This is a genomic window from Bacillus sp. Bwzl_19, assembly GCF_054900515.1.
In genome coordinates this window covers 1,944,869-1,958,681 of record NZ_CM142729.1, presented here as the reverse complement: position 1 = coordinate 1,958,681, position 13,813 = coordinate 1,944,869, and the positions used below count along the sequence as shown (strand labels likewise).

Sequence of the window (13,813 nt, the reverse complement as noted above, 5' to 3'; positions counted from 1 at the left end):
ATGTTAACATAACGATTCGACTTTTTTCTGTTTTTAAAAAATTAAGACTTTCGACAGCATTTGACAAAGATGAGGCTCTCCGAAAGCACATAACCAAGGCGGAATTCATACATATATAGAAGAAAACTTAGTGAGAGGTATAGGGGGAATGTCACATGCAATGGAGAGCGCAGCCATATCAAAATATGTACCAGCAGCAGCCAATGGGCTATTTCTATCCGCAGCAGATTCAGCCGTTGCAGCAGCCGTTGCAGCAGCAGTATCATCAGCAAGGGCAGTTTCCGCCGCAATTTTATCCAAATCAGGAATATGGTCAAATGCAGCAGACGTATAATCTCGCTCCTCCTCAGGCAGGCATGCCCGGGGGACCGCCGGGATTTGTGAATCCTTACCCCGTTCCCAGACCGAATCAGCAGCAGCCTTCCCAATTCTCAGGCATACTCTCCCAGTTTAAAAAGACGAACGGACAGTTTGACTTTAATAAAATGATGGATACGACAGGGCAGATGGTAAGCGCCGTAAACCAGGTCGGATCGCTTGTGAAAGGATTTACCAGTATCTTTAAATAAAAAGCATGAATGATAGATATCATTCATGCTTATTTTTTAGGGAAAAAGAGGGTAAGCGTCTGCTCATTCCAGGATGTTTCCATATCTTCTTCACGCACTTCATAAGGGAGGACAACGGTTCTTGTCATGCTTGAAGACATATGGGATGAATGCGCCTGCTTATGATCATGCCGAATAGTCACGTGAAGGTAGCGTTCTTTCGTTTCCACCAGCATATCCCCGTCACGGAATGTCTGAGGGATGCTGATGTCAACTGAGAGGCCCGCAGGCTCTTCCCTGACGTCAATCGTCACTTGTGCTTCAGTGAAAGCCGAATTGACAAGATGCTGAAAGCCCTGCATCAATTCTGAGAAGGTGCCTGATTGAAAAAAATGATCCATCGCATGGCTGATGATGTCTTCATTTCTTTCTAAATAACGTTTATCGTTTTCATTTTGATCCATATGACCACCGCCTTTTTACAACAGACTATGCGATGTTATCCCGTATGGTTAAGAATTGAAGGAAAAAAGAAAGTATGGTTAAATAGTGGAGAATAAACTGGTAACGGATTCAGATTTAGGAAGGGAGCACAACACATTGCTGAAAAAATTATTCGGATTGGGAGACAGCCGGAAAAAGCCGGCCGAGGAAGTGATTTTTTCTCCGGCTGACGGAGCGGTGATGGATTTGGCTTCAGTGCCGGATCCCGTATTTTCACAAAAAATGATGGGGGACGGGATCGCCGTCGAACCTGCAAACGGAGACATTGTTTCACCGGTTGAGGGGGAAGTGATTCAGCTGTTTCATACAAAACACGCTGTCGGCATCCGCACCCTTTCCGGAGCGGAACTTTTGATACATGTCGGTTTAGATACCGTAAACATGAACGGCGAAGGTTTTGAAGCCCATGTAAAAGAGGGAGACAAAGTCAAGACAGGCGACCTGCTTTTAACCTGCAATCTGGATTTAATAAAAGAAAAAGCAAGCAGCACCGTCATCCCTATGGTAATTATGAACGGTGATGCCGCAGAGCCTTTGCAATTTGCAGGCGCAAATGAGGCGAAAAAAGGACAAACAGAGCTTTTTACAATAAAAATGAAGTAGGCAGGGGGCTATTCCCCTGCTTTTTTTCTTGTGCAGTATTTTCATCTAGCCAGGCAAACAAATATTCGGTAAACTGTACCTCATAAAGAGGTGTGGACGATGAAGAAAAAATCACTGAGCGAACTGATTCAGGAATTAAAAGATCATGAAAATATTGTGCATTGGCATGAAGAGGAGCCGCGGGAGGCGAAAACCATGCCAATGCCGGATAAGGTAAACCCGAAAATCCGGGCGGCTCTCAAAAAGAGGGGGATCGAGCGGCTGTTTACACATCAATACTCCGCTTTTCAAACGGTTCAAACCGGAGAAAGCATTGTGGCCGTCACACCGACGGCCTCCGGTAAAACTTTGTGCTATAATCTTCCGGTTCTCCAGTCTATCGCGGAAGATTCCTCAAGCCGCGCGCTTTATTTATTTCCGACAAAGGCGCTCGCGCAGGATCAAAAAAGCGAGCTGAACGAAATCATAGATGAGACGGGCATGGACATCAAAAGCTTCACTTATGACGGCGATACCTCTCCGGCCATCAGGCAGAAGGTCAGAAAAGCCGGACACATTGTCATTACAAATCCCGATATGCTTCATTCAGCGATTCTCCCCCACCATACAAAATGGGTGAGTCTGTTTGAAAACCTGAAATATATCGTCATTGACGAATTACATACGTACCGCGGCGTATTCGGCAGCCATGTGGCGAACGTCATCCGCCGTTTAATGAGAATCTGCGCTTTTTACGGAAGCACGCCGTTATTTATCTGCACATCCGCCACAATCGCCAATCCGAGAGAATTGGCGGAGCAGCTGACGGGAAATTCTGTGAAACTGATTGACGACAACGGTGCCCCGAGCGGAAGAAAGCACTTTGCTTTTTACAACCCTCCGATTGTGAATAAACCGCTGCATATTCGAAAAAGCGCCACTGTGGAAGTGAACGAACTTGCCAAAACGTTTTTGAAAAATAAGATTCAGACGATTGTTTTTGCAAGAAGCCGTGTCCGGGTTGAAATTATTTTAAGCCACATTCAGGAAATCGTAAAAAAAGAAATCGGCGCGAAGTCTGTCAGAGGCTATCGCGGCGGATATCTTCCGAAAGAAAGAAGAGAAATAGAGCGGGGGTTAAGAGACGGCAGCATTCTCGGTGTTGTCAGCACAAATGCACTGGAGCTCGGCGTTGATATCGGCCAGCTTCAGGTCTGTGTGATGACGGGATACCCGGGCAGTGTCGCGAGCGCATGGCAGCAGGCGGGCCGGGCCGGACGGCGGCAGGGAGAGGCGCTGATTGTAATGGTGGCGAATTCTGATCCGATTGACCAATATATTGTGCGCCATCCTGATTATTTCTTTAAACGCTCTCCAGAATCTGCACGGATAAACCCTGATAATCTCATTATACTGGTCGATCATCTGAAATGCGCTGCGTATGAGCTGCCTTTCAGAGCCGATGAAACTTTCGGAGAAAATGATGCAAGAGACATTCTCGAGTATTTAGAGGAAGAAGGCGTCCTTCACGAAAACCGTGAACGCTATCACTGGGCGAGCGAATCATTTCCCGCTTCAAACATCAGTCTCCGTTCGGCCTCACAGGAAAACGTGGTCATCGTTGATCGGTCAGAAACGGCTGATGTAAAAATTATCGGAGAAATGGACAGATTCAGCGCGATGACGCTTCTTCATGATGAAGCGATTTATCTTCATGAAGGAGTGCAGTACCAGGTTGAAAAGCTTGATTGGGAGCACAAAAAAGCATACGTGCGAAAAGTCGATGTCGAATATTATACGGATGCCAATTTAGCGGTGCAGCTGAAAGTGCTGGAAATTGACAGATCAGAAAGCAGAAGGAAAACGGCCATACATTTCGGTGACGTGACAGTAAACGCTCTTCCGACGATATTTAAAAAAATTAAAATGACGACATTTGAAAATATAGGATCAGGACCGATTCATCTTCCTGAAGAAGAGCTGCATACCAGTGCAGCGTGGCTTGAATTAAAAGAGACGGATTCGGAGATCGGTGAAAAAACGCTTGAACAGCTCCTTTTAGGCATTGCTCACGTCCTGCAGCATATCGTGCCTGTATACGTCATGTGCGACCGAAATGATGTACATGTCGTGCCGCAGATCAAAGCCGCTCATACGGGATTGCCGACAATCTTTCTGTATGATCATTATCCGGGCGGAATCGGACTTGCTGATGAAGTATACAAACGATTTGATGAAATCAATGAAGGGGCTGAGCGTCTGATCAGACAATGTCCATGTCAAGACGGATGTCCTTCCTGCATCGGCTCTGAAATAGAGGGAATTGATGCAAAGAAAGCGATTCTCCGGCTCTTAAATTACGTGTAAAAGAAAAGGGGGACGAGAGATGTCCTTGAAAAATAAATTAAAGCGGATGAAAAACCACCTGAATCTCCCGGAAACTGAGAAAAAGCCGGCAGCTTCTTCGCTTCCGGTGCCTGATATTCAAGTCCCGTTTAGAGAAGATTGGGAGGCATTGGGAGTGAAGCCTTTCTTCTTTGAGGATGAATACTGCCTTATCCGTGAAACCGTCTATCCGCTTTCGCACCGCCACGGACGGTATAGCTTCAATGAACTTGATGACGTCATGGCGTTATGGAATAAAGGCGGTTTGACGCATACTTTATCAGCCGAAGGATACGAAAAAAACCAGCTGTTTTTCTTTGATACGGAAACGACCGGACTTGGCGGCGGGGCCGGCAATATGATCTTTTTGCTCGGTCATGCGAGAGTATATGAAGACCGTGTTATAGTAAAACAGCATCTGCTTCCCAAGCCGGGAAACGAGGCGGCTCTTTACCAAAGCTTTTTGAGTGAGGTTGATATTACGTCCCTTGTGACGTATAACGGCAAAGCCTTTGATTGGCCGCAGGTAAAAACAAGGCACACATTGCTTCGGGACAGGCTTCCGAAACTTCCTGAATTCGGCCACTTTGATCTTCTGCACGGGGCGAGACGGCTTTGGAAACATAAATTAGAGCGTGTATCGCTTTCGGCTGTTGAAAATGAAGAGCTGGCCTTTAAAAGGGATGAAGATACACCCGGGTATTTGGCTCCAATGCTGTATTTCCAATTTTTAAAGGCGGAGGACCCGGCTCTCCTGGAAGGAGTGCTCTCCCATAATGAACAAGATGTGCTCTCCCTTATCGCTCTTTACATTCATATGTCAAAAAAGATTTTTGCCTCCTCTGATCAGACGTCAGAACGTCAGGAAGCGTACGCCATGGCGAAGTGGTTTATCGCTCATAAAGAAACCGATCGCGCTGTTTCGCAGCTGGAAGCGCTGCAAGGCAAAGACTTTGAAGATTCGGATCGGGCCCTTTTTGACTTAGCGATGCTTTATAAAAAACAAAACCGAAGGCAAGAAGCAGTGCCCCTTTGGGAGAAACTGACGGACTCCGCTCTTCACATATGCAGACATCAATCAGCGGTAGAGCTGGCAATCTATTTTGAGCATCACGCAAAAGATTTCAAAAAAGCTCTGCAGGCCGCGCAAAAGGCTGCAAAAGACGATGAAATATCGGAAAAAGAAGCCGAGAAACTCCAAGTGAGAATTGCCCGGCTGAGGAGGAAATATTCCTCTTGAAATATTGCCCGGGAAAGCGCAAAAGCCGAGCTGTTTCGCCAAAAATATTTTTTTCTGAATCCGCATCGATTTTGTTGTAGAATGGTGCCGCATCCTGTAAAATAGCGTTAGTTATTTATAGGGGAGAGTTGGTATGTATAAAGGTGTTTTTTACTTGTTCTTTGTCGTGGTTTTTTTGATTGCGTTTGTATTTACGAATTTTAAAGACAGCTTGCTGATGCATTTCTAAATTGGGTGATTGAATTAGAACATGCACCCGCTTTTCTTCATAACTTAACAGTGTAATAAAAGTTAATGGAGAGGGGATTTAGCATGTTTCATCATCATCATCATCATTGTTGCCCAAACGTAATGCCGCCGATTGTCCATCCGACTAATTGCTGTGAACACCATTGTTTTACTAACACAGTTGTGCCGCATATTCATCCGCAACATACAACTAACGTAAATCACCACAACTTTGAGCACGTTCATTACTATCCGCATACTTTTTCAAATGTTGATCCGACGACACACCAGCATTTTCAGTGCGGAAGCCCTTGCTGCGATTATTAGTATTGAACGCTTAAGCAAAGTCGGTAAGGATATCAATCAAAATGGGGCCCGATGGGGAGCCCCATTTTTTAAGCAGGTGATCAATTGAAAGTATTAGCCGTAACGGGGTACAAGCCGTTTGAACTCGGTATCTTTAAACATGATGACCGGGCGCTTATTTATATAAAAAAGGCGATAGAAACCAGACTCAGAAGCTTTCTTGACGAAGGCTTGGAATGGATTCTCATATCCGGACAGCTGGGGACGGAGCTTTGGGCGGCAGAAACGGCGTACGATCTCAGAGAAGAGTATCCGGAATTAAAGGTTGCCGTTATCACGCCGTTCTACGGCCAGGAGGAAAAGTGGAAGGAACCGAATAAAGAAATGTATGAATCGGTGCTTGCACAGGCAGATTATGAGGAGAGCCTGACGCATCGGCCGTACGAAAGCCCGCTTCAATTCCGGCAGAAAAACGCGTTCTTTATTGAAAAGTCAGACGCGCTTTTGCTTTTATATGATCCGGAGATGGAAGGGTCGCCGAAATATATGCTGCAGCAGGCGGAAAAACGCCGCGAAAAAGACGGTTATCCGATTTATTCGATTACGATGGACGATCTCCGGGCTGCCGTTGAAGAAGAAGACTTCTTTACATAACATGCCAGAGAACATTTGACAACGGGACGTGTTTCTGAATAAAATATAACATGATGATTCACGATACGAGGTGAAAAAGATGCTTGCTGATAAAGTAAAGCTTTCTGCGAAAGACATTTTGGAAAAAGAATTTAAAACAGGTGTTAGAGGTTACAGACAAGAAGACGTTGACAAATTTTTAGATATGATTATTAAGGATTATGAAACTTTCCATCAAGAAATTGAAGAACTGCAGCAGGAAAATCTGCAGCTGAAAAAACAGCTTGAAGAAGCAAGCAAAAAACAGCCGGTGCAGTCCAATACGACCAACTTTGATATTCTGAAAAGGCTGTCCAACCTTGAGAAACATGTATTCGGCAGCAAGCTTTATGACGAATAAGACAGATGCACTTGTCAAATGAGACAAGTTGCTTTATAATGAACAAGTGTTCTTAACGTTCGGGTAATCGCTGCAGATCTTTGAATCTGTAGAGGAAAGTCCATGCTCGCACGGTGCTGAGATGCCCGTAGTGTTCGTGCCTAGCGAAGAAATAAGCTAGGGCAGCCTTGATAGGCTGACGGCAGGAAAAAAGCCTACGTCTTCGGATATGGCTGAGTATCCTTGAAAGTGCCACAGTGACGAAGTCTCATCAGAAATGATGAGAGTGGAACGCGGTAAACCCCTCGAGCGAGAAACCCAAATTTTGGTAGGGGAACCTTCTTGAAGGAACTGAACGGATAGAAGGACAGAATACTTTCTGTAGATAGATGATTGCCGCCTGAGTACGAGGTGATGAGCCGATTGCAGTACGACGGAACAAAACATGGCTTACAGAACGTTAAACATTTATTGATATGACAAATTAGAGCTCTCCTTTAAAGGGGAGCTTTTATCTTGAATGAAACGAAAGCTGAAAAGAGACAGGGTGATACGATGAAGAAGTACACACTAATAGCGACGGCGCCGATGGGAATTGAAGCGATTGTCGCCAAAGAAGTGCGTGATTTAGGATATGAATGCAAAGTAGACAACGGAAAAGTCATTTTTGAAGGAGACGCGCTTGCGATCTGCCGCGCTAACCTATGGCTGCGGACGGCTGACCGCATTAAAGTACAGGTCGCCGAGTTTCAGGCAAAAACGTTTGATGAGCTGTTTGAAAAAACAAAAGCGATTGACTGGCGCGCATATATTCCGGAAAACGCAAAGTTCCCGGTAATCGGAAAGTCCGTGAAATCAGTACTTGCCAGTGTGCCTGACTGCCAGCGCATCGTCAAAAAGGCGATAGCGGAAAAGCTGAAGCTGCAATCAGGAAAACAAAATGAATGGATTGAAGAAACGGGTCCCGAGTACAAAGTGGAGATTTCGCTTTTGAAAGATAAAGCCGTCATCACGCTGGATTCATCAGGAACAGGTCTTCACAAACGGGGATACAGGGTTGATCAGGGCGGAGCTCCGATTAAAGAAACGCTCGCTGCGGCGTTAGTTCTGTTAACCAACTGGACGCCTGACCGTCCGTTCGTTGATCCGTTCTGCGGTTCCGGCACGATAGCGATTGAAGCCGCCTTAATCGGGCAAAACATTGCTCCCGGATTTAATCGTGATTTCGTCTCAGAAGACTGGGAATGGATCGGAAAAGAACTGTGGGACAAGGCGCGTCTTGAAGTGGAAGAAAAGGCGAACTATGATCAGCCGCTGCAGATTTTTGCAAGTGACGTGGATCACCGGATGGTAAACATCGCCAAAGAAAATGCAGAAGAAGCGGGGCTCGGGGATCTGATTGAATGCAAGCAAATGCGGGTGCAGGATTTCACGACGAAACTCGAATTCGGCGTAATCGTCGGAAACCCTCCGTACGGCGAACGGCTCGGCGAAAAAAAGGAAGTCGAGCGGATGTATAAAGAAATGGGCCGGGCATTCGAATCTCTTGATACATGGTCTGTTTACATGCTGACGTCAAATGAACAATTTGAAGAAGCCTACGGAAGAAAAGCGACAAAAAAACGCAAGCTCTTTAACGGTTTTATTAAAGCGGATTATTATCAGTATTGGGCAAAAAAGAAAAAAACAATTTCAAAAATATAGTCCCTTTTATAGCAGAATTTTTGTGACAACATGATTTTAAAAATAGGTTATGAATAAGTCTTTCAAGTTATAGCCGAAAAACAGGAACTAGTGTTCTTGTTTTTCGGCTATTTATTATACTTTTAAATATAAATATCTGTGAGGTATTGTTGGATAATAAAGTAAATACATAAATTGGCTGTAAATTTCCTCAAAATAAAGAAAAAAGTATCTTTAGTTTACTAATTTCTTAAAATTTACCTACTAGTCTTGATATATATATAATATCGTTTTATAATATTTTATGTAAAAATATGAAGGAGTTGGAATTAATGAAAAAAGTATCGAAAATCTTGATGGGTGCTTCTGCATTACTGATAGCAGGGTCTACTTTTATTTGCAGTCCTAAAGCAGAAGCAGCCATGAGTTCATGGCAAACAGTTCATGGAATTAAAGGTTGTGAAGCTAGGGTTTGGACTGACGCAACAACGTATACAAGAAATGCTACTTCTATTGATGTATATGCTCAGACAAATGGAAAATGTGGGACATTGAACTATCGAATGGGTGTTACCACCTTAGATGGAGAATACAATATTGGTGATTTTTCCTATAAAGGTTCATTCTCGAATAAAACACCTGTTAAGAAGTTTTATTTTAGTAAACTACTAAAACCTGGATTTAAAGAGAGATGGCAGGTTAATGTTGAGTTATACAAAGGTGGGAAAATGAAAGATGCAGTTCAATCTAAAACTATTTATGTGGAGAAAAGAAAATAGTCAGAAAAAATTTCATTAGAAATAATTTTAAAAGGCTGTCGAATATCGACAGCCTTTTAACATCTTTACGTTTTATTCTGCCATTACCAGCGGTGCGCTTTTGCGTTGCTCCGTAAAATAATGTTGGTCTGGGACATTTCGGTGTGGCCGTTCACTTGCGATTTAGAGCGTTTCGGCCGCGTCCAATTGTGATGAAACAATTCAGAATGCTGATCTAATCGATCTTTATAACTCATGTAACCATCACTCCCGGATAGAATAAATTTGTGAAGATGGATATTCGATCGAATATCTGTTGTAGTTTGTGCAGGTCAGGTGCGGATCATTCAGGAAGGCATGTATAGAAAGTGAGGCATCGGCATAGAATGATGATTATTTCTATTTGAGAGGTGATCTTATTTTATGCTGAACAGTGAGTACTTCAGTAAAATACAAAAGGCGTTAGAAGCAACTGCGTCCCAGCTGCAGGAAGCCGGAGCGGAGCTAGATCCTTCCGCCGTGACACACGCACAGGAAAATCTTGAAAATGCGGTAAAACACACACATTCAACAGACCATCCGTTTTTATGTTCACATGTCATTAATCGGAAATAACAATTACAAAAACTTGGCGCGGCCAAGTTTTTTTGTTGTATTGAAAAGGGTTAAATGATATTATAGATGGTCTGAATGCCGAATAGTTAGGGGTTGGAGTTGGGTGACAACATCACGTTTGCCTTTTGCTTTAACAAAAGAAAAGAATTTTTACGAAGAATTGAACAATTGGATTGGTGACGTGTTTTACGATATCCTTCCCGAAAAAGGCTTTGACCTTCGGGATGAGCAGGTATTTATGGCGTTTCAGCTTGAACGGGCATTTAAAGAGAAAAAGGTCATGTTCGCTGAGGCAGGAGTCGGTACGGGGAAAACGCTGGTGTATCTGCTGTTTGCCATCAGCTATGCCAGATATACGGGGAAACCGGCCATTATTGCATGCGCCGATGAAACGTTAATTGAACAGCTTGTCAAAAAAGAAGGCGATATTTCCAAGCTGACAGAACATTTGGATTTACAGATTGATACAAGGCTGTCAAAATCCCATGAGCAGTACCTGTGTCTGAAAAAGCTTGAGAAAACGATGCAGCGTTCTGATGATGAAAAGTGGCTGGATCTTTATGAGTCGCTGCCTTCATTCGTGCATGAATCACAAGCGATGCAGCGCTTTTATCCGTACGGCGACCGCAAGCAGTACGCTGATTTGACGAATGAAGAGTGGTCAAGCGTAAGCTATGATTCCTTCCAGGATTGTTTAACATGTGATATGAGACATAGATGCGGTTTAACACTTTCAAGAGATCATTACAGAAAATCAACGGATCTGATTGTTTGTTCCCATGATTTCTACATGGAACATGTATGGACAGAAGAATCACGCAAAAGGGAAGGGCAGCTGCCGCTTTTGCCGGATCACAGCGCCGTCGTGTTTGACGAAGGGCATCTGCTGGAATTCGCCGCGCAAAAAGCGTTAACCTATCGTGTGAAGCAATCGACGCTTGAGCTGTTTTTAGAGCGCCTGCTTCAAAATGACATCAGGGAGGAATTTGCCGAATTGATTGAAGATTCCCTTGCCGCAAATGATGAGTTTTTCTATGTGCTGTCAGAGGAATCGAAGGAAATCGCCGGCTCCCACCGATTGGATATCCAAAACGACCAGCGCGTTAAGCGTGCAGCTGACGAACTGTGCCGTCTGCTTGATAAAATCGGCGAGGCGCTCGTATTTGAATCCGAAATGTATACGATTGATAAGTACGAGCTGTCAGTCGTAGAAGAATACGTCGAACAAATGGCATATTCACTTTCGCTGTATCAAAAGGATGCCATCAGCTGGCTTGAAAAGCAGGATACAGACTCAACATTTGTCGTGATGCCGAGAACTGTAGCCGAAGTGCTGGGAGAAAAGGTCTTTTCTAAAAAGATCCCTTATATTTTCTCATCAGCCACTCTTTCTGAGGGCGGTTCATTTGATTATATTGCAGACAGTCTTGGAATCCGCGATCCTTTATCATTTACCGTTGAATCTCCGTACGACTACGAGGAGCAAATGTCTGTTACGCTTCACGGTGATATGACGTCTGAGCAGAAAACAGCGAGAACCATTGAAACGATTAAGGAGAATGAAGGCCGCACCCTCGTTCTTTTCCCTTCTTTTGAAGATATGAAGGAATTTAAAGAACAGGCTGCCGCATGGGAACTGCCGTATCCGATATACTACGAAGGTGACGAAGAGATCAGCAGCCTGGTCGAAAAATTTCAGCGGGATGAAGAATCAGTGCTTTGTTCCGTCCACTTATGGGAGGGTCTTGACATTCCGGGTGACTCACTCCGAAATGTGACCATTTGGGCGTTGCCTTATCCGCCGCATGACCCTGTATTTACCGCAAAGCGGAACGGAGCGAAAAAAGACCCGTTTGAGGAAGTTGATCTGCCGTACATGCTGCTGAGAGTCCGGCAGGGAATCGGCCGCCTTATCCGCTCTAATCAAGACAGAGGAACCATATCCATTTACGCGGGCGGAGAAAGCGAACGGGTTCTGGCCGAAGTCAAAAAGGTCTTGCCTGTTACACCGAAAATCGTATAAAAACACATGCTGCGGGATTTTCATCCTGCGGCTTTTTTTAAATCCGGGAAGTTGACTTTATCACGGCGTTCCATTAGCCTGTAATTGATAGTGAAAAGGGAGGGAACGGTTATGGATTTACATACATATGAAAAAGAATTTTTTGATCTGCTGAAAAGGGTATCCCACTATGAAGAAGCCATTGCGCTTATGCATTGGGACTCAAGAACGGGAGCCCCGAAAAAAGGCTCTGATGACCGTGCGGAAAGCATCGGTCAGCTGTCGGCTGACGTTTTTCAAATCCAGACATCCGACCGGATGAAAGAGCTGATTGACATCCTTCTCGCGCATGCCGAAGAGCTGCCTGAAGATACAGTGAAAGCGGCGGAACTTGCAAAAAAAGATTATGATCATAATAAAAAAATTCCTGAAGATGAATATAGAGAATACGTCATTTTGACATCGAAAGCTGAAACGGCTTGGGAGGAGGCAAGGGCGGCTTCTGATTTTTCTATGTTTGCTCCTTACCTTGAGAAGCTGATTGATTTTAATAAGCGGTTTATTTCTTATTGGGGTTATGAAGACCACCCGTATAACGCATTGCTCGATATTTTCGAACCGGGTGTTACGGTAAAGGTGCTGGATCAGCTGTTTTCTGAATTGAAGGAAGCGATTATTCCGCTTGTCAAAAAAGTGACGGCATCCGGCAATAAACCGGACACCTCCTTTATAACAAAAACATTTCCGAAAGAAAAACAAAAAGATCTATCATTGTATTTCTTAAAAGAGCTCGGATATGAGTTTGACGGCGGCCGCCTGGACGAGACGGTGCATCCGTTTATGACGACAATCAACCGCGGCGATGTGCGGGTCACGACCAGATATGACGAGAACGATTTCCGCACCGCGATTTTCGGAACGATACATGAATGCGGGCATGCGATCTACGAGCAGAATATTGACGAAGCGCTTAGCGGAACGAACTTATCTGACGGTGCATCCATGGGCATTCATGAATCCCAATCGTTATTTTATGAAAACTTTATCGCCAGAAATCAACATTTTTGGACCGCATATTATGAAAAAATGATTGAGGCTTCGCCTGATCAATTTCAAGATGTAAAAAGAGAGGATTTTGTACGCGCCGTCAACGAGGCGAAACCGTCCTTTATCCGAATTGAAGCCGATGAGCTGACATATCCGCTTCATATTATTATCCGTTATGAAATTGAAAAAGCGATTTTCAGCAATGAAGTGACAGTTGAAGAACTGCCTGCATTGTGGAATCAAAAATATCATGATTATTTAGGCATTACGCCGCCATCTGACGCGAAAGGCATTTTGCAGGACGTTCATTGGGCAGGCGGAGATTTCGGTTATTTCCCTTCCTATGCGCTCGGATATATGTATGCGGCTCAGCTGAAGAATACCATGCTTGACGATCTGCCTGAATTTGATCAATTAATAGAACGGGGCGATTTTGAGCCGATCAAGCAATGGCTGACAGAAAAGGTTCATCAGCACGGAAGACGTAAAATGCCGCTAGACATCATTAAAGATGCAACGGGAGAAGAGCTGAACGTCCAATATCTTATTGAGTATCTCGTCGGCAAATATTCAAATTTATATTTATAAACGAAACGCCCGGTATACGCCGGGTGTTTTTCTAAAAATTCCAAAAAGACGAATAATAGAAACTGATTCTTTGTAAAAGTTCGGAAATATTCAAATTTCTCTATGCAAAAGGACTGTATCTTGTTATAATTTGATTAATATCATACGAACACTCATATAATCGCGTGGATATGGCACGCAAGTTTCTACCGGTCACCGTAAATGACCGACTATGAGTGAGCAATGGGACGGCTTTCATTCGCCGTTACGTGTAGATTATTCGGCATTGCTTGCTCTTTTTTGAGAGCGGGCAATGCTTTTTTTATTTTATATAAG

At 44.1% G+C, this 13,813-nt stretch carries 14 protein-coding genes, 1 other RNA gene, 1 pseudogene and 1 riboswitch; of the genes and pseudogenes, 14 read left to right on the top strand and 2 right to left on the bottom strand.

Annotation, left to right across the window (positions count from 1 at the left end):
- Positions 1-155 precede the first annotated feature (155 nt).
- Entirely contained in the window at positions 156-569 is a 414-nt protein-coding gene (locus ACW5MY_RS10300; protein ID WP_174201956.1) for a YppG family protein, read from the top strand.
- A 29-nt stretch (positions 570-598) separates the two neighbouring features.
- Here the strand turns inward: ACW5MY_RS10300 and ACW5MY_RS10295 are convergent, their stop codons facing one another.
- Positions 599-1,012, bottom strand: coding sequence for an Hsp20/alpha crystallin family protein (locus tag ACW5MY_RS10295; protein WP_013352639.1), 414 nt, complete (start codon positions 1,010-1,012; stop codon positions 599-601).
- A gap of 136 nt (positions 1,013-1,148) precedes the next feature.
- Between ACW5MY_RS10295 and ACW5MY_RS10290 the strand changes: the two genes are divergently transcribed.
- The 10 genes and pseudogenes from ACW5MY_RS10290 (at position 1,149) to ACW5MY_RS10245 (ending at position 9,267) form a co-directional block, all read left to right on the top strand.
- On the top strand, positions 1,149-1,655 hold the full coding sequence (locus ACW5MY_RS10290; protein WP_013352638.1) for a PTS sugar transporter subunit IIA: 507 nt from the start codon (positions 1,149-1,151) through the stop codon (positions 1,653-1,655).
- A gap of 99 nt (positions 1,656-1,754) precedes the next feature.
- Positions 1,755-4,001, top strand: coding sequence for a DEAD/DEAH box helicase (locus tag ACW5MY_RS10285; protein ID WP_013352637.1), 2,247 nt, complete (start codon positions 1,755-1,757; stop codon positions 3,999-4,001).
- Between the two features lie 19 nt (positions 4,002-4,020).
- Positions 4,021-5,259, top strand: a complete 1,239-nt coding sequence (locus tag ACW5MY_RS10280; protein ID WP_013352636.1) for a ribonuclease H-like domain-containing protein — start codon at positions 4,021-4,023, stop codon at positions 5,257-5,259.
- 121 nt (positions 5,260-5,380) lie between these two features.
- Positions 5,381-5,488, top strand: a pseudogene (locus ACW5MY_RS10275) (hypothetical protein); the annotation flags it as partial.
- A gap of 83 nt (positions 5,489-5,571) precedes the next feature.
- Entirely contained in the window at positions 5,572-5,814 is a 243-nt protein-coding gene (cotD, locus tag ACW5MY_RS10270; RefSeq protein ID WP_014470062.1) for a spore coat protein CotD, read from the top strand.
- 84 nt (positions 5,815-5,898) lie between these two features.
- A complete protein-coding gene (locus tag ACW5MY_RS10265) occupies positions 5,899-6,447 on the top strand; it encodes an SLOG family protein (protein ID WP_013352634.1) in 549 nt (182 codons plus the stop codon).
- Between the two features lie 79 nt (positions 6,448-6,526).
- Positions 6,527-6,826 (top strand): cell division regulator GpsB, encoded by a 300-nt coding sequence (gene gpsB, locus ACW5MY_RS10260; protein ID WP_003153541.1) that lies wholly within the window; start codon positions 6,527-6,529, stop codon positions 6,824-6,826.
- A 55-nt stretch (positions 6,827-6,881) separates the two neighbouring features.
- Positions 6,882-7,263, top strand: an RNA gene (gene rnpB, locus ACW5MY_RS10255) — RNase P RNA component class B.
- Between the two features lie 97 nt (positions 7,264-7,360).
- Positions 7,361-8,509, top strand: coding sequence for a THUMP domain-containing class I SAM-dependent RNA methyltransferase (locus tag ACW5MY_RS10250; protein ID WP_013352633.1), 1,149 nt, complete (start codon positions 7,361-7,363; stop codon positions 8,507-8,509).
- A gap of 311 nt (positions 8,510-8,820) precedes the next feature.
- Complete coding sequence (locus ACW5MY_RS10245) at positions 8,821-9,267, top strand: hypothetical protein (RefSeq protein WP_013352632.1); 447 nt, start codon at positions 8,821-8,823, stop codon at positions 9,265-9,267.
- 83 nt (positions 9,268-9,350) lie between these two features.
- Here ACW5MY_RS10245 and ACW5MY_RS10240 read toward each other — a convergent pair whose 3' ends face one another.
- Positions 9,351-9,503 (bottom strand): YpzG family protein, encoded by a 153-nt coding sequence (locus tag ACW5MY_RS10240; protein ID WP_003153548.1) that lies wholly within the window; start codon positions 9,501-9,503, stop codon positions 9,351-9,353.
- Positions 9,504-9,669: 166 nt separating this feature from the next.
- On the opposite strand from ACW5MY_RS10240, the gene ACW5MY_RS10235 reads away from it, so the two are divergent.
- The 3 genes from ACW5MY_RS10235 (at position 9,670) to ACW5MY_RS10225 (ending at position 13,498) form a co-directional block, all read left to right on the top strand.
- The gene (locus ACW5MY_RS10235; protein ID WP_013352631.1) at positions 9,670-9,861 is read left to right on the top strand and encodes a hypothetical protein; all 192 of its coding nucleotides are present in this window, start codon (positions 9,670-9,672) and stop codon (positions 9,859-9,861) included.
- A 103-nt stretch (positions 9,862-9,964) separates the two neighbouring features.
- Positions 9,965-11,884 carry an ATP-dependent DNA helicase gene (locus ACW5MY_RS10230; RefSeq protein ID WP_013352630.1) on the top strand — a complete coding sequence of 640 codons (1,920 nt, stop codon included), beginning with the start codon at positions 9,965-9,967 and terminating at the stop codon, positions 11,882-11,884.
- Positions 11,885-11,995: 111 nt separating this feature from the next.
- Complete coding sequence (locus ACW5MY_RS10225; RefSeq protein WP_013352629.1) at positions 11,996-13,498, top strand: carboxypeptidase M32; 1,503 nt, start codon at positions 11,996-11,998, stop codon at positions 13,496-13,498.
- Between the two features lie 132 nt (positions 13,499-13,630).
- Positions 13,631-13,730, top strand: a riboswitch (purine riboswitch).
- Positions 13,731-13,813: the final 83 nt, after the last annotated feature.